Here is a 14,414-nt window from a genome sequence, read left to right as displayed (position 1 = left end):
ATCCGGGGCCTTTTTCATGTCCAGACGGGATTGCCGAAACCGCCGCCCTCGCCTACAGCCTCGGACGAACCTATGCGGATGTGGCGGAACTGGTAGACGCACCAGATTTAGGTTCTGGCGCCGCGAGGCGTGGAGGTTCGAGTCCTCTCATCCGCACCACGTTCTTCAACCGTTCAGAAGGTCCGCCAGCACCGCAGGAAGCCCCTGCGGCAGGTCTTCGGCGATCAGCCCCGGCCCGAACCGGCGCGCCGCTTCCGAGTGTATCCACACCGCCGCCCTGGCCGCATCAAAGCTATCCATGTGCTGGGCGATCAGGCCGCCGATCAGTCCTGCCAGAACATCGCCGCTGCCCGCCGTGGCCAGCCAGGGCGAGCCATCGCCATTGACCGCCACGCGGCCGTCTGGCGCAGCGATGACGGTCGCGGCCCCTTTCAGCACGATGATCGCGCCCGTCCGCCGCGCAGCCTCCTGCGCCGCGTCCTCTCGTCCCAGCTCGACCAACAGATCGGGGAAGAGCCGTTCGAACTCACCTTCGTGCGGCGTCAGAACGTCGTCGCGGTCCAGCCAAGCGAACAACTGCTCAGGCCTGTCGCGAAACAGGGTCAGGGCGTCCGCATCAACCACCAGAGCCGCCCCCGTCCGCGCCAGAGCGGCCAGGTTCAGAACAGTGCTTTCACTCAAGCCCGCTGCGGGCCCGATCACCACGGCGTCCATCGGATCCGCCAGGGCCTGTAGCTGGTCCGGCGTGGTGAACGCCGCCAGCATCACCGCCTCCAGCGCCACGGCCAGGACCGGCGCCGCATCTGGCGGGCAGAACACCTTGACCAAGCCGGCGCCGCCCCTCAACCCGGCCCGAGCCGACAAGCGCGCCGCCCCGGTCGACAGCGCCCCGCCCGAAACGACGCCCAGTCGTCCGCGCGCGTGTTTGTGGCTCTGCGGTCCCGGCTGAGGGAGCAGATGACGCCACTCTGACGGACTGTTACCGAACTTCATGTGGATTTCCGTTCACGGAAGGCCTTAGCGGACGAAAATCGCTTGCCATATTGTGCAATGCAATGTCCCTTTACCACCCGAGCGTCGGACCAACAAAGGAGCCGGCTCGGGATCCGCCATGAAGAAGATTGAAGCCGTCATCAAGCCGTTCAAGCTGGATGAAGTGAAAGACGCTCTCCAGGACATCGGAGTGCAGGGCATGACCGTGCTGGAGGCCAAGGGATACGGCCGCCAGAAGGGCCATTCAGAACTCTATCGCGGCGCCGAGTACGTCATCGACTTCCTGCCCAAGATCAAGATCGAGGTGGTGGTGGCCGATGACCTGGCCCCGGCCGTGGTCGAGACGATTCAGAACGCCGCCCGCACCGGCAAAATCGGGGATGGCAAGATCTTCATCACCACCCTTGAAGACGTCATCCGCATCCGCACGGGCGAAACCGGCGCCCAAGCCATCTAGCCTAACGGCCGCCTCTCGGGGCGGCCGATTTCAATTCCCCAGCTACAGGACCTCCCCCCATGAGCGCCGCCAACAAGATCCTGCAAGAGATCAAGGACAAGGACGTCCAGTACGTCGACCTTCGCTTCACCGACACGCGCGGCCGCGTCCACCACGTGACCTTCGACATCGGCATGGTGGACGAGGACTTCCTGGAAGAAGGCACCATGTTCGACGGCTCGTCGATCGCGGGCTGGAAGGCCATCAATGAGTCCGACATGCTGCTGAAGCCGGACCTGTCGAGCGCCTTCATCGACCCCTTCTACCAGCAGACCACCCTGTTCATGTTCTGCGACGTGCTGAACCCGGACACGGCCGAGCCCTACAACCGCGACAGCCGCTCTATGGCTAAGAAGGCCCTGGCCTATGTCCAGTCGTCGGGCGTGGGCGACACCGTCTTCTTCGGCCCGGAAGCCGAGTTCTTCGTCTTCGACGACGTGCGCTGGAACACCGCGCCGCACGACACCCGCTACAGCTTCGACTCCAGCGAACTGCCGGCCAACACGGGCGCCGAATACGCCGAGGGCAACCTGGGTCACCGTCCGTCGACCAAGGGCGGCTACTTCCCGGTCAACCCGGTCGATTCCGGCCAGGATCTGCGCGGCGAGATGCTGGCGGTTATGCGGGATCTCGGCCTTGATCCCGAGAAGCACCACCACGAGGTCGCCCCGGCGCAGCACGAGCTGGGCCTGAAGTTCAGCGACCTGCTGACCATGGCCGACCGGATGCAGCTGTATAAGTACGTGATCCACAACGTGGCCCACGCCTATGGCAAGTCGGCGACCTTCATGGCCAAGCCGATGTTCGGCGACAACGGCTCGGGCATGCACGTCCACATGTCGATCTGGAAAGACGGCAAGCCCCAGTTCGCCGGCGATCAGTACGCGGGCTTGTCGCAGGAATGCCTGTGGTACATCGGCGGCGTCATCAAGCACGCCAAGGCCATCAACGCCTTCGCCAACTCGACCACCAACTCCTACAAGCGTCTGGTGCCGGGCTATGAGGCGCCGGTGAAGCTGGCCTATTCGGCCAGCAACCGCTCAGCCTCGATCCGCATCCCGCACGTCACCTCGCCCAAGGCCAAGCGCCTGGAAGCCCGCTTCCCTGATCCGATGGGCAACCCCTATCTGACGTTCGTGGCTCTGCTGATGGCGGGCCTGGACGGCATCGAAAACCGCATCGATCCGGGCGCGGCCGCCGATAAGAACCTGTACGACCTGCCGCCGGAAGAGCGTCACTCGATCCCGGAAGTCGCCGGTTCGCTGAAGGAGGCCCTTGAGGCGCTGGACGCCGACCGCGCCTTCCTCAAGAAGGGCGGCGTCATGGATGACGACTTCATCGACGCCTACATCACGCTGAAGCAGGAAGAAGTCGCCCGGCTGCAACTGCACCCGCACCCGGTCGAGTTCGACATGTATTATAGCTGCTGATCCCCGGATCAGCTGGATACGGAAAGCCCCGGACGGTTCGCCGTCCGGGGCTTTTTCATTTACGCCTGATCGTAACGAACGGACGCCGCCGCCAAGGCCTCGATATCGTCAGCGCATAGAAGCGGACGCAAGGCCTCGAACTTCTTCTCAGGCCAACCATAGACGTCGAGCGCCAGCAGAGCCTCGATCACGGCGTCAGAGAACCGCTTGCGGATCGGAACCGCCGGATTGCCCGCCACGATGGCGTAGGGCGCCACATCCTTGGTGACGATGGCCCCGGAAGCGACCACGGCTCCCTCGCCGATCGTGACGCCCGGCATGATCATGGCGCGCATGCCGATCCAGGCCCCGTCCTTGATCACGGTGTCGCCCTTGCCCTGATAGGCGTCCAGGATGACCTCAGCGAAGGGATAGAGGCTGAACCAGTCCGTGCGATGGGTGTGGTTGCCCCCCAGCAGGATCACGGCCTCGGCGCCGATGCAGACGCAGTCGCCGATGTGCAACTGGTCGATCGGCCACTGCGGCTTCCATGCCTTCAGGCTGTAGGGATCGCCATAGAGGTAGCGAACCACGCTTTCCTCGAACGAGCCCGTCCAGGCGTTGCTGTAATAGCTGCGCCGGCCCTTGATGTGGATGTTCGGATTGGCGACCGTCTCGTGGAGCAGTTCAACCTTGGACCAGTGCCGGTCCGGGGCGGTACGGGACATGAAGCGACCTCAAGATGCTTGTCAGCGTCCGGATCGCCTCACTGCCCCATTGATCAAGCCGCCAGCCCGTCGGCCGTATCGGCCTTCTTGCGGCGCAGTTCGATGATGCGGACGCACCAGATGGAGACCTCGTAGAGCAGGACCATCGGCACGGCCAGCATCAGCTGGCTGATCGGATCGGGCGGCGTCACCACGGCGGCGACCACGACCACGGCGACGATGGCGTAACGACGGCCCTTGGCCATCATCTGACTGTTGATCAGGCCCGCCAGCCCCAGCAGGGTCATCACGACCGGCAACTGGAAGCACAGGCCGAAGGCCAGGATCAGGGCCGTCACCAGGTTCAGATAGTCCGACACCTTGGGCAGCAGTTCGGCCGCCACGCCCTCGCCGATGATCTGCTGGCTCAGGGAGAACCACATCACGAACGGCAGCATGACGTAGTAGACCAGCGCCGCGCCCAGCAGGAACAGCACCGGCGCCGCGATCAGGAACGGCAGGAAGGCGCCCTTCTCGTTGCGATACAGGCCCGGCGCGACGAAGCGGTACAGCTGCCAGGCCAGCACCGGGAAGGCCACGATGACAGCGCCCAAGCCCGCCAGCTTCATCTTGGTGAACAGAATCTCCAGCGGCGCGGTGTAGATCAGCTTCACGCTGTTGTGGTCCACGTCCGGCACGGGGATCAACCCGGCGGTGCCCAGGATCAGGCTGAACGGCGACACATGGCCGTGGGCCCCCACCGTCTGGTGGAAGGCGGCGGAGACCACATAGGGTTTCACCAGGAACAGATAGAGGGTCTCGGAAAAGGCGAAACAGCCGATGAAGGCGATGATGAAGGCGACCACGCAGATCATCAGCCGCGAACGCAGCTCGATCAGGTGATCCATCAGTGGCGCGCGCGAAGCCTCGATCTCGGCTTCATCGTGATCAGCGCGGCTCATAGATCAACCTTCTTGGTGCGCGCGACCTTGGGGCGAGAGGCGTCGGCTTTCGTCGCAGACTTCGCAGCAGGTTTTGCGGCCGGCTTGCGCGCCTTGGGCTTCAGCGCCCCATCGGCAGAAGAAGCGGCGCTCGCCTTCCTGGCTCGCGGCTTGGCGGCTGGTTTCGTCTCAGGTTCAGGCGCAACGGCGACGGCCGGCGCCATATCCGGCCATTCGTCAACGCCCGTGGCCACAGTCTGAGCAAGCGCTTCAGGCGCGGGCTCAACAGGCGCCGTGGAGGCCGGCGCCTCAATCGGCGCCTCCAGCTCCTTGCGGATGTCCTTGAAGGCCTCGTCCGCATCCGCGCCCAGGGCGTACATCCCCTGCCCCGACCGCAACGCCTCGACCTCCTTGCGGAGGTCGTCCAACTCGGACTGGCGCGCCATCTCGTCGAAGCTGGCGCGGAACTCATTGGCCATGCCGCGCGCCTTGCCGACGAACTGGCCGACCTTGCGCATGAGCATAGGCAAGTCCTTGGGCCCTACGACAAGCAGGGCCACCAGACCGATGACAAGGATTTCGAACCCGCCGATTCCGGGGCCAAGACCACCCATGATTCAGCGTCTTCCGGCGAGGATCAGCGGTTCAGTTCTTCTTTTTCGGCGTCCGTGCGCGGCAAGGCGCCCGGAGCTTCCTTGTCCTTGGCGCCCGTGTCGTCCTTCAGGCCGTCCTTGAAGGCGCGAATGCCCTTGGCGGCGTCGCCCATGATGCCGGACAGCTTGCCGCGGCCGCCGAACAGGACCAGCACGACGACGACGACGATGGCCCAATGCCAGATGCTCATGGAGCCCATGGCGATACCTCCTCAAGGGGACTCACCGAGACGCGGCCCCACCGACTGATTGTTGTGCGTCATATAGGCTGAGTGATGGCGACGCGCCAAGGGACGCTGTACGCATCGCGGCCATGAGTCTCAACGATCACGTCATCATCCACACCGACGGCGCCTGCAAGGGCAATCCCGGCCCCGGCGGCTGGGGGGCGATCCTGCAAACCGGCGGAGGTCACGAGAAGGAACTCTGGGGCGGCGAGCCCCTGACGACCAACAACCGCATGGAAATGATGGCCGCGATCATGGCGCTGGAGGCGCTGAAACGCCCTTGCCGCGTCGATCTGCACACCGACAGCAAATACGTCATGCAGGGCGTGACGGAATGGATGCGCGGTTGGAAGGCGCGCGGCTGGAAGACCGCAGACAAGAAGCCGGTCAAGAATGAAGACCTGTGGCGGCGCCTGGACGAGGCCCGCAACCGCCACGAGGTCAAATGGCACTGGGTGAAAGGTCACGCCGGCCACGCCCTGAACGAACGCGCCGACGGCCTGGCCAATCGTGGCGTGGCGGAGATGCGCGGACGCTAGAGCGCCCGCACCTTCAGCAAGGGGCCCGACACCGATTCGATGACGACGCTCTCGCCCGCCAGCGGCGACGCGCCCTCGATTTCGGCGGGCCATTCCGATCCCGACACGAAAACCCGGCCGCGCCCGCCGACAAAGGCTTCGACCACACGCGCCCGCTCGCCGACCAGACGAATGTCGCGATCATTGATGTCGGGCTGATCCTCAGGGTTCACCCGCTTGATCAGGCGACGCGACAGAATGGTCGAGGCCACCGTCAGCGCCGCGAAGACGCCGATCTCGACCGGCAGGCCCAGTTGCGGCGCCAGGGCGGACAGCAGAGCCGTCAGCCCCGCCGACACCGCCGGCCACAGCAGCCATTCGGTCGAGGCCGCCGCCTCTATCCCCAGCAGCACCACGCCAACCGCCAGCCAAAGCCAGAACGGCTGGGCGGCGTAGAGGGAGACGAACCAGTCCATGGCTTACTCCGTCGTCGGCACAGAGCCGCCCGAACGTCGCGGCGCGGCGCGCGGCGCGGCCTGACGCGCGTCCGTGCGGCCCTGTTGCTGTTCCTTGGCCAGGCCGACCAGTTCGCCGACCCCGGCGATGGTGCCAACCAGGGCGCCCATTTCCGACGGCACGATGACCGTCTTCTGCTGCGGGCTGCGGGCCAGCTCGGCGAAAGCCTCCACATACTTCTGGGCCACAAAGTAGTTGATGGCGTTGACGTCGCCGCGAGCGATGGCCTCCGACACCATGGCGGTGGCCTTGGCCTCGGCCTCGGCTTCGCGCTCGCGGGCCTCGGCGTCGCGGAAGGCGGCTTCCTTGCGGCCTTCAGCTTCCAGAATCGCCGCCTGCTTGGCGCCCTCGGCGCGGGCGATGGCGGCCTGCTTCTCGCCGTCCGCCTCGGTGATGACGGCGCGGCGCTCGCGCTCGGCCTTCATCTGACGGGCCATGGCGTTGGTGATGTCCACCGGCGGCGTCAGATCCTTGATCTCGATACGGTTGGCCTTGATGCCCCACGGCTCAGTCGCGGCGTCGATGACGTGCAGCAGGCGCGTGTTGATGGCGTCGCGCTGCGACAGCACCTCGTCCAGTTCCATTGAGCCGACCACGGTCCGCAGGTTGGTCATGCACAACTGGGCGATGGCGTAAGGCAGGTTATCGACGCGATAGGCGGCACGAGCGGCGTCCATCACCTGAATGAAGACGATGCCGTCGACCTTCACCATGGCGTTGTCCTTGGTGATGACCTCCTGGGTCGGGACGTCCAGCACCTGCTCCATCATGTTCATGCGATGGCCCACGCGCTCGACGAACGGGGTCAAGATGTGGATGCCTGGAGTCAGGGTCTTGGTGTACTTGCCGAACCGTTCCACCGTGAATTCACGACCTTGCGGCACGATCTTGATCACGCTGAACAGGAAGATGATCGCAAAGACTGCGAACATCACAAAGAAAATCAGCGAAAAACTCATAAGGCCCTCCAGTTTGATCGGCAGCTTAACCGCCGGACGAGCCTCACGCCACCGAATCCGGTTCTTTCATGGGCCAAATCGCCGAGGCGTGATGACGCGGCGAGCCGATTGAACCGACACGACGACCGGCGGACAAATTGACCACTGGAGCTTCCCACAAGGCAAGGTTCACGCAGGAACATCGATCGGCGGCGTTGCGTTGCCGCAGAGGTGAAACCAACGCCATGAGGCCCTCTCCGGAGCGACCCTCGGCGCCTTCCTGAACACCGGGCCCGTGCGCCCGTCGGAGAGCGACATGACTGCTGAAGCCGCAAGGACCGCCCCCGCCGCCTACCAGGGATGGGACGGGCAATACATCGACGGCGCCTGGCGTCACGGGCGGCAAGGCGAAATTCAGACCGACACAGATCCCTACTCCGGCGCGGTGCTGGCCGAGACGGTGATGGCGAACGGTCAGGATCTCGACGAGGCCTATAGGGCCGCCGCCAAGGCTCAAAAGGACTGGGAAACCCGCCTGCCGGCAGAGCGCGCCGGGGTCATGATCCGCGCCGCCGCCATCATGGAAGCCCGGCGCGAGGAAATCCTCGGCTGGTTGACGCGCGAGGCGGGCAGCACGCGCGGCAAGGCTGAACTGGAATGGCAGTTCGTTCACGCCGTCACCCTGGAGGCCGCCTCCTTCCCCTACCGCGCCGAGGGCAAGCTGCTGCCGCTCGACGAGCCGGGCAAGGAGAGCCGCGCCTATCGCCAGGCGCTGGGGGTGATCGGGGTCATCAGCCCCTGGAACTTCCCCATGTATCTGTCGCATCGCTCCATCGCACCGGCCCTGGCGCTGGGCAATGCGGTGGTGGTGAAACCAGCCGAGGACACGCCGATCACCGGCGGACTGCTGATCGCCAAGATCCTTGAAGAAGCCGGCCTTCCGGCGGGCCTGCTGAACATCGTCATCGGCCCGATCAGCGAGATCGGCGACGCCTTCACCAACCACGCCGTGCCGCGCCTGATCTCCTTCACCGGCTCGACGCGCGTGGGCCGCCACATCGGCGCCCTGGCCATGCAGGCGCCGCAACTGAAGCGAGTCGCGCTGGAAATGGGCGGAAACGCTCCCCTGGTGGTGCTGGACGACGCGGACCTGGACCATGCGGTGCGCTCAGCTGTCGTCGGCCGCTTCCTGCACCAGGGGCAGATCTGCATGAGCTCCAACCGGATCATCGTCGACGCCCGCATCCACGACGAGTTCGTCGATCGCTTCACCGCCCATGTGAAGACCCTGAAATACGGGGATCCCAACGATCCTAGCGTCGCCATCGGTCCGATCATCAACGAGCGGCAAATGCGCGGCCATCTGGCGCGGATCGAGGCGGCCAAGGCCGCGGGCGCCAGTCAGCTTCTGGGCGGCGCGCCCGAGGGACAAGTCCTGCCGCCGCACGTCTTCGTCGGCGTGACCAACGACATGGCCCTGGCCCAGGAGGAGATCTTCGGCCCGATCGCCCCAATCATCCGCGTCCAGGACGAGGAGGAAGCCCTGCGCGTCGCCAACGCGACCGAGTTCGGCCTGTCGTCCGCCGTCTTCACGCGCGATGTAGAGCGCGGCGTACGCTTCGCCCTGCGCGTTGAGGCCGGCATGACGCACGTCAACGACCACAGCGTCGATGATACTCGTACCGGCCCCTTCGGCGGCGAGAAGAACAGCGGCCTGGGCCGTTTCGGCGGCGAATGGATCATGCACGAACTGACCCGCGACCACTGGGTCACCATCCGCCACGCCAAGGGCCCCTACCCCTTCTAGATCGCTCAGAGAGGCGCGTCGGCCTTCGCTCGGCGCGCCTCGACGGCCTCGCGGATGATGCGAACGGTTTCGCTCCACATGCCCAGAGGCGCCAGGCTGTCCAGCCGATGAAACACGGCCTCAACGGCGTCGTCGCCCGCCACCGGCTCGCCCGACGTCCAGACCGCAGCATAGTCGATCAGGACATAGTGCCGCCCCGCCTCGGGAAAAAGCCCGTCCACCACGTCGATCAAGCCGATCAACTCGGCCTCGACGCCCGTCTCCTCACGCAGTTCGCGCAGGGCGGCGTCGGCCAGGCGTTCGCCCGGCTCCAGACGCCCGCCGGGCAGGCTCCATTCGCCCACACGCGGCGGCGTGCCGCGCCGGATCAGCAGCACTTCGTCGCCTTTCAGGCACACTACGCCCACGGCCGGCGTCGGAATCATGTTTTGCCCTTGAATTGACCGCCAGAAGGCAAGGTTTTGCGCTTCCACCACGGCGCGCCTTTTGCCACAAGGCCGATATGACCCTCCCGACGCCAGAATCCCTCACTGAACTCAAGGCCGCCCTGCCCGGCGCCTGGACGCAAGACGCCGCCGAGATGGCGCCGTGGCTGACCGAATGGCGCGGCCGCTGGACCGGCGAGACGCCGCTGCTGCTGCAACCGCGCACGACCGAGGAAGTCGCCCGCGCCGTCGAGATCTGCGCCCGACACGGCACAGCCGTGGTGACGCAGGGCGGCGGCACAGGCCTGGTCGGCGGCCAAATCCCCTATGGCGAGGTTCTGCTGTCCACGCGCAAGCTGCGGACCGTACGCGACGTGACGCCGCTGGACGACGCCATGACGGTCGAGGCGGGCGTGACCCTGCTGGAGGCCCAGGAACTGGCCAAGGAAAAGGACCGCTTCTTCCCCCTCAGCCTCGCGGCCGAGGGATCGGCCACCATCGGCGGGGTGATTTCGACCAACGCCGGCGGCACCGCTGTCCTGCGCTACGGCATGATGCGCGATCTGGTGCTGGGCATCGAGGCGGTCATGCCGGACGGTCAGGTGTTCAACGGCCTGAAGCGGCTGCGCAAGGACAACACCGGCTATGACCTGAAGCAGATGTTCATCGGCGCCGAGGGCACTCTGGGCGTCATCACGGCGGCGACGCTGAAGCTCTTCCCCATCATGCGCAGCCGCGCCACGGCCATCGTCGGTCTGGAGAGCCATCATGACGCCGTCGTGCTGCTGGCCCGCGCCAAGGCCGAGACCGGCGGCGGGGTCGAGGCGTTCGAACTGATGAAGCGGCTGGGCATGAGCCTGGTGCTGAAGAACATCCCCGACACGCGCGAACCGCTGGAATCCACGCCGCCCTGGTATGTGCTGATCGAGCTGGCATCGGGCGAGCCGGACGGCGCCGAGGCTGCGATGGAGCGTCTGCTGACCGCCGCCTTCGAGGAAGGCCTGATCGTCGACGCCGCCATCGCCCAGAACGACGCCCAGAAGGCTGAATTCTGGCGCCTGCGCGAAGAGCATTCGGCAGCCCTCAAGCCCGAAGGCGGCGGCTGGAAGCACGACGTCTCGGTTCCCGTCTCGCGAATCGCGGATTTCATCGACGAGGCGACGGCGGCGGTTGAAAAATTCCATCCCGGCTGCCGGGTGTCGGTCTTCGGCCACGTCGGCGACGGCAATCTTCACTATGATGTGATCCCCGGCGTGGGCGAAGACGTGCCCGCCTTCATCGCGCGCTGGATGGAGGGGTCCGAAGTCGTCCACGACGTTGTGGCCCGTTACGACGGCTCGATTTCGGCTGAACACGGTCTGGGGCGGCTGAAAACAGACGAGGCGCGGCGCTATAAAACCCCCTTGGAAATCGCGACCATGCAGGCGATCCGCCAGGCCATAGACCCGCAGAGGATCATGAATCCGGCGGTCCTCTTCTGAGCACAGGCGACCGTATGTGACGTTTCAGGCGGTTCAAAACGTCATCGAAGCGGCCTATGAGGCCCGCTCTTGAGACGCATAGGGAGTCGATCGTCTTGCTGATCGTCCTGTCCCCGGCCAAAAAGCTGGACTTCAACCCGCCCGCCACCGACGCCCCCGTGACGCCACGGCGATGCGCCGATGAAACCGCCGAATTGGCCAAGGTGACGCGCGAACTCAGCCGCGCAGATTTGCGCCGCCTAATGTCCATTTCCGACGCCCTGGCCGAGCTGAACTATCAACGCTTTCAGGCCTTCGACAACGAAACGCCGGAGGGCGCGCTGCAGGCTGTCTTCGCCTTCGCCGGCGACGTCTATGAAGGGCTGTCGGCCCGTACCCTATCGACCGACGACCTGACTTGGGCTCAGGACCACCTGCGTATTCTCTCGGGCTTCTACGGCCTGCTGCGGCCGCTGGATGCGATTCAGCCCTATCGGCTGGAGATGGGCATCCGGTTGAAGACCAAGCGCGGCGCCACCCTCTATGATTTCTGGGGCGAGCGCATCTCGCTGCGCCTGAACGAAGACGCCGACAAGCTGTCCGAACAAACCTTGGTGAACCTGGCCAGCCACGAATATTTCGGCGCGGTCGATGCGCGGGCGCTGAAGCTGCCGGTCGTGACCCCGCACTTCAAGGAGAAGAAGGACGGCGAGGCCCGCATCATCTCCTTCTACGCCAAGAAGGCGCGCGGCGGCATGGCCCGCTACGCCATCGAGAACAGGCTAGAAAAGGTCGAAGACCTGAAGGCCTTCGATCGCGACGGCTACCGCTTCGACAAGAGCCTATCGACGGACACGGACTGGATATTCATCAGGGAAGGAAAATCCTGATCGCCAGATTGAACGACTGCGGTTAGGTTGCATTGCAGCATCATCAGCCACGGGTTCTTTCTGTCATGTTCGCGATGAACGATCTCAAGGGCCGCGTCGCGGTCGTCACCGGCTCGACCTCGGGCATTGGACTGGCGTTTGCGCGGGCGGTCGCCCTGTGCGGCGGCGATGTGGTGCTGAACGGTCTGGGCGACGCCGACGCCATCGAGAAGACGCGCGCCGATCTGGCCGCTGAAACCGGGGTGCGCGTCCTCTATCACCCGGCCGACATGACCCAGCCGGATCAGATCGAGGACATGATCGCCACGGCGCAGCGCGAGCTGGGCCGTCTGGACATCCTGGTCAACAACGCCGGCATCCAGCACGTCGAAGCGGTCGAGAACTTCCCCGCCGATGCGTGGGAGAAGATCATCGCCATCAACCTGTCCTCGACCTTCTACGCCACCAAGGCGGCGATCCCGATCATGAAGGCGCAGGGCCGCGGCCGGATCATCAACATCGCCTCGGCCCACGGCCTGGTCGCCAGCCCGTTCAAGTCGGCCTATGTCGCGGCCAAGCACGGCGTGATCGGCTTCACCAAGACGGTGGCGCTGGAACTGGCGCAGGACAACATCACCTGCAACGCCATCTGCCCCGGCTTCGTCGAGACGCCGATCGTCGCCAAGCAGATTCAGGATCAGGCGCGCACCCGAAACATGAGCGAGGAAGACGTGATGAAGAACATCATTCTCGGCTCGCAACCGACCAAGCGCTTCGTCACGACCGACGAACTGGCGGGCATCTTCCTCTATCTGGCGTCGGATCTCGGCGCCTCGGCCAACGGCGCCCACTTCTCCGTCGACGGCGGCTGGACGGCTCAATAGGTTTCACCTTGGCCGCAGGGGCCGAAAGACGGAGAGTTTGATGGCGGCAAAGCGCAAACCCGTCTGTCTGGCCCTACAGGGCGGCGGAGCCCACGGCGCCTTTCAATGGGGCGTGCTGGACAGGCTGCTTGAGGCCGATGCTCTGGACGTGCGCGCCGTCACCGCCGCCTCGGCCGGAGCGATGAACGCCGCCGCCCTGATCACCGGCCTGGAGCGTGGAGGCGCCGAGGGCGGGCGTGAAGCCCTCGACCACCTGTGGCGCGAGGTGAACCAGTCCGGCGGGCGCAACGTCTTCGGCGACAGTTCGGTCTGGTCCAAGGCCCTGACGCCCGACTGGCTGAAGGGCACGCCGATGTGGCAGGCGGGGCAGACCCTGGCCCTGTCGATGAGCCCCTATTCCTTCAACCCGTTCAACCTGAACCCGCTACGCCGGGTGTTGGAGACGGCGGTGGATTTCGAGGCCCTGCGCGCCTCCTCCATCCGCATGTTCGTCTCGACGACAGCCGTTCGCGCAGGCCGTTCGCGCATCTTCAAGTCAGACGAAATGGCGCCCGAGGTGCTGCTGGCCTCAGCCTGTCTGCCCCAGCTGTTTCAGGCGGTCGAGATCGAGGGCGAGCCNNCCTATTGGGACGGCGGCTATCTGGCCAATCCGGCGCTGTGGCCGCTGTTCTATACGGACACGCCGGACGATATCCTGCTGCTGCCGCTCAACCCGTTCCAGCGTGACGAAGCGCCGCGCGAGGCGGGCGACATCAACGACCGGCTGAACGAGATTGTCTTCAACGCCCCTCTGGTCGCTGAGCTACGGGCCGTCGCCTTCGTTCAGGACCTGATCGCCGAGGGCAAGCTGAAGCCCGGCGAAGACCGTCGGCGCGGCATTCGCATCCACGTCATCGAGGCCGACGAATGGCTGGGCGAGGAGTCTCTGCACTCCAAGTTCGACACCGAGTGGACCTATCTGAACAAGCTGAAGCAGCACGGCCGGACAGCGGCCGAGGCATGGCTTGAAAGCTGCCTGCCCAAGGTTGGCAAGGCGTCCAGCGTGGACGTGAAGGCGCGGTTTCTCTAGCCCACGAACCCGGCCGCGCGGCGCAGGCGGTCGTTGATCGCCTCGCCCAGCCCCTTGGCCGGAATGGGCGACACCGCGATCCCAGAAGGCTTGGTGCGGTCCGCCTCCCGCAGCAGTCGAAACAGATTGGCCGCCGCCTCACGCAGGTCGCTGCTCGGGCTGAGGCTCCAGCGCGGATCGCCGACGCCCGCGCCGAAGCCCAGCAGGATTTCATCGTCCTTCGCCTCGTCCGCCTCAATCCGCACCGGCGCATCGGGCGCATAGTGCAGGGCCATGCGGCCGGGCGAGCGATGCCCCTGCCCGCCTTCGGCCAGCGGCCCGGCCACAGCTTCGATCTCTTCGCGGGTGACGGAGCCGGGACGCAGCAAGGCGATCTGACCGTCCAGCACCGAGACGACGGTGCTCTCGACTCCCACGGCGCAGGGACCGCCATCGACCGCCGCGCCAACGGCGTGACCCGTCTCTTCCATAGCGTCGGCGAAGGTCGTCGGGCTGGGCCGCC

Annotated in this window: 17 protein-coding genes and 1 tRNA gene; 9 read left to right on the top strand and 9 right to left on the bottom strand. The window is 65.5% G+C overall.

The genetic code is table 11. The features are described from left to right. Positions 1 to 74 precede the first annotated feature (74 nt). Positions 75 to 159, top strand: a tRNA-Leu gene (locus tag B2Y21_RS03540). A gap of 6 nt (positions 160 to 165) precedes the next feature. On the opposite strand, the gene B2Y21_RS03535 is transcribed toward B2Y21_RS03540, so the two are convergent. Continuing rightward, the gene (locus B2Y21_RS03535) at positions 166 to 993 is read right to left on the bottom strand and encodes an NAD(P)H-hydrate dehydratase (RefSeq protein ID WP_313045402.1); all 828 of its coding nucleotides are present in this window, start codon (positions 991 to 993) and stop codon (positions 166 to 168) included. 118 nt (positions 994 to 1,111) lie between these two features. Here B2Y21_RS03535 and B2Y21_RS03530 point away from each other — a divergent pair, with 118 nt between their 5' ends. Beyond that, entirely contained in the window at positions 1,112 to 1,450 is a 339-nt protein-coding gene (locus B2Y21_RS03530; protein WP_046653933.1) for a P-II family nitrogen regulator, read from the top strand. Between the two features lie 59 nt (positions 1,451 to 1,509). Beyond that, positions 1,510 to 2,919: a type I glutamate--ammonia ligase gene (gene glnA, locus B2Y21_RS03525; protein ID WP_292057006.1), complete on the top strand. Its 1,410-nt coding sequence runs from the start codon at positions 1,510 to 1,512 to the stop codon at positions 2,917 to 2,919. Between the two features lie 59 nt (positions 2,920 to 2,978). On the opposite strand, the gene B2Y21_RS03520 is transcribed toward glnA, so the two are convergent. From B2Y21_RS03520 to B2Y21_RS03505, 4 genes are read right to left on the bottom strand one after another with little or no spacing between them, the layout of a single operon-like run. Then, on the bottom strand, positions 2,979 to 3,626 hold the full coding sequence (locus B2Y21_RS03520; protein ID WP_292057003.1) for a CatB-related O-acetyltransferase: 648 nt from the start codon (positions 3,624 to 3,626) through the stop codon (positions 2,979 to 2,981). Positions 3,627 to 3,679: 53 nt separating this feature from the next. Next, positions 3,680 to 4,567, bottom strand: a complete 888-nt coding sequence (gene tatC / locus B2Y21_RS03515; protein ID WP_125901258.1) for a twin-arginine translocase subunit TatC — start codon at positions 4,565 to 4,567, stop codon at positions 3,680 to 3,682. Continuing rightward, positions 4,564 to 5,160, bottom strand: coding sequence for a Sec-independent protein translocase protein TatB (gene tatB / locus B2Y21_RS03510; protein WP_292056999.1), 597 nt, complete (start codon positions 5,158 to 5,160; stop codon positions 4,564 to 4,566). The genes tatC and tatB overlap by 4 nt, the downstream gene beginning before the upstream one ends. 23 nt (positions 5,161 to 5,183) lie before the next feature. Further along, positions 5,184 to 5,399 (bottom strand): twin-arginine translocase TatA/TatE family subunit, encoded by a 216-nt coding sequence (locus B2Y21_RS03505; RefSeq protein ID WP_003164813.1) that lies wholly within the window; start codon positions 5,397 to 5,399, stop codon positions 5,184 to 5,186. A gap of 113 nt (positions 5,400 to 5,512) precedes the next feature. Between B2Y21_RS03505 and rnhA the strand changes: the two genes are divergently transcribed. Then, complete coding sequence (gene rnhA, locus B2Y21_RS03500) at positions 5,513 to 5,965, top strand: ribonuclease HI (RefSeq protein ID WP_087139397.1); 453 nt, start codon at positions 5,513 to 5,515, stop codon at positions 5,963 to 5,965. On the opposite strand, the gene B2Y21_RS03495 is transcribed toward rnhA, so the two are convergent. Both B2Y21_RS03495 and B2Y21_RS03490 read right to left on the bottom strand, forming a co-directional pair. Beyond that, the gene (locus B2Y21_RS03495; protein ID WP_200167587.1) at positions 5,962 to 6,420 is read right to left on the bottom strand and encodes an NfeD family protein; all 459 of its coding nucleotides are present in this window, start codon (positions 6,418 to 6,420) and stop codon (positions 5,962 to 5,964) included. The genes rnhA and B2Y21_RS03495 overlap by 4 nt on opposite strands. A gap of 3 nt (positions 6,421 to 6,423) precedes the next feature. Further along, entirely contained in the window at positions 6,424 to 7,392 is a 969-nt protein-coding gene (locus B2Y21_RS03490) for an SPFH domain-containing protein (RefSeq protein WP_313045405.1), read from the bottom strand. 322 nt (positions 7,393 to 7,714) lie between these two features. Between B2Y21_RS03490 and B2Y21_RS03485 the strand changes: the two genes are divergently transcribed. Next, positions 7,715 to 9,205, top strand: coding sequence for an aldehyde dehydrogenase family protein (locus tag B2Y21_RS03485; RefSeq protein ID WP_292056990.1), 1,491 nt, complete (start codon positions 7,715 to 7,717; stop codon positions 9,203 to 9,205). 5 nt (positions 9,206 to 9,210) lie between these two features. Here the strand turns inward: B2Y21_RS03485 and B2Y21_RS03480 are convergent, their stop codons facing one another. Next, positions 9,211 to 9,630, bottom strand: coding sequence for an NUDIX hydrolase (locus tag B2Y21_RS03480; RefSeq protein WP_292056988.1), 420 nt, complete (start codon positions 9,628 to 9,630; stop codon positions 9,211 to 9,213). A 77-nt stretch (positions 9,631 to 9,707) separates the two neighbouring features. On the opposite strand from B2Y21_RS03480, the gene B2Y21_RS03475 reads away from it, so the two are divergent. From B2Y21_RS03475 to B2Y21_RS03460, 4 genes are all read left to right on the top strand, one after another. Then, positions 9,708 to 11,111, top strand: a complete 1,404-nt coding sequence (locus B2Y21_RS03475; RefSeq protein ID WP_292056986.1) for an FAD-binding oxidoreductase — start codon at positions 9,708 to 9,710, stop codon at positions 11,109 to 11,111. A 95-nt stretch (positions 11,112 to 11,206) separates the two neighbouring features. Continuing rightward, complete coding sequence (gene yaaA, locus B2Y21_RS03470) at positions 11,207 to 11,980, top strand: peroxide stress protein YaaA (protein ID WP_292056984.1); 774 nt, start codon at positions 11,207 to 11,209, stop codon at positions 11,978 to 11,980. Positions 11,981 to 12,045: 65 nt separating this feature from the next. After that, positions 12,046 to 12,843 (top strand): 3-hydroxybutyrate dehydrogenase, encoded by a 798-nt coding sequence (locus B2Y21_RS03465; RefSeq protein ID WP_292056982.1) that lies wholly within the window; start codon positions 12,046 to 12,048, stop codon positions 12,841 to 12,843. A 40-nt stretch (positions 12,844 to 12,883) separates the two neighbouring features. Beyond that, positions 12,884 to 13,912, top strand: a complete 1,029-nt coding sequence (locus B2Y21_RS03460; protein ID WP_292056980.1) for a patatin-like phospholipase family protein — start codon at positions 12,884 to 12,886, stop codon at positions 13,910 to 13,912. Here the strand turns inward: B2Y21_RS03460 and B2Y21_RS03455 are convergent. Beyond that, the coding region (locus B2Y21_RS03455) for an L-threonylcarbamoyladenylate synthase (RefSeq protein WP_292056978.1) at positions 13,909 to 14,414 on the bottom strand (506 nt) is incomplete at its 5' end. The two genes, B2Y21_RS03460 and B2Y21_RS03455, sit on opposite strands and share 4 nt — an antisense overlap.

The organism is Brevundimonas sp. UBA5936, assembly GCA_002430835.1.
Taxonomy (GTDB): Bacteria; Pseudomonadota; Alphaproteobacteria; order Caulobacterales; family Caulobacteraceae; genus Brevundimonas.
This window is presented reverse-complemented; position numbering and strand designations above follow the sequence as displayed.

Excerpts from the sequence above, each read along its gene's own strand:
- B2Y21_RS03535 (WP_313045402.1), bottom strand. The coding sequence starts at position 993 with ATGAAGTTCGGTAACAGTCCGTCAGAGTGGCGTCATCTGCTCCCTCAG.
- B2Y21_RS03530 (WP_046653933.1), top strand. The coding sequence starts at position 1,112 with ATGAAGAAGATTGAAGCCGTCATCAAGCCGTTCAAGCTGGATGAAGTG.
- glnA (WP_292057006.1), top strand. The coding sequence starts at position 1,510 with ATGAGCGCCGCCAACAAGATCCTGCAAGAGATCAAGGACAAGGACGTC.
- B2Y21_RS03520 (WP_292057003.1), bottom strand. The coding sequence starts at position 3,626 with ATGTCCCGTACCGCCCCGGACCGGCACTGGTCCAAGGTTGAACTGCTC.
- tatC (WP_125901258.1), bottom strand. The coding sequence starts at position 4,567 with ATGAGCCGCGCTGATCACGATGAAGCCGAGATCGAGGCTTCGCGCGCG.
- tatB (WP_292056999.1), bottom strand. The coding sequence starts at position 5,160 with ATGGGTGGTCTTGGCCCCGGAATCGGCGGGTTCGAAATCCTTGTCATC.
- B2Y21_RS03505 (WP_003164813.1), bottom strand. The coding sequence starts at position 5,399 with ATGGGCTCCATGAGCATCTGGCATTGGGCCATCGTCGTCGTCGTCGTG.
- rnhA (WP_087139397.1), top strand. The coding sequence starts at position 5,513 with ATGAGTCTCAACGATCACGTCATCATCCACACCGACGGCGCCTGCAAG.
- B2Y21_RS03495 (WP_200167587.1), bottom strand. The coding sequence starts at position 6,420 with ATGGACTGGTTCGTCTCCCTCTACGCCGCCCAGCCGTTCTGGCTTTGG.
- B2Y21_RS03490 (WP_313045405.1), bottom strand. The coding sequence starts at position 7,392 with ATGTTCGCAGTCTTTGCGATCATCTTCCTGTTCAGCGTGATCAAGATC.
- B2Y21_RS03485 (WP_292056990.1), top strand. The coding sequence starts at position 7,715 with ATGACTGCTGAAGCCGCAAGGACCGCCCCCGCCGCCTACCAGGGATGG.
- B2Y21_RS03480 (WP_292056988.1), bottom strand. The coding sequence starts at position 9,630 with ATGATTCCGACGCCGGCCGTGGGCGTAGTGTGCCTGAAAGGCGACGAA.
- B2Y21_RS03475 (WP_292056986.1), top strand. The coding sequence starts at position 9,708 with ATGACCCTCCCGACGCCAGAATCCCTCACTGAACTCAAGGCCGCCCTG.
- B2Y21_RS03465 (WP_292056982.1), top strand. The coding sequence starts at position 12,046 with ATGTTCGCGATGAACGATCTCAAGGGCCGCGTCGCGGTCGTCACCGGC.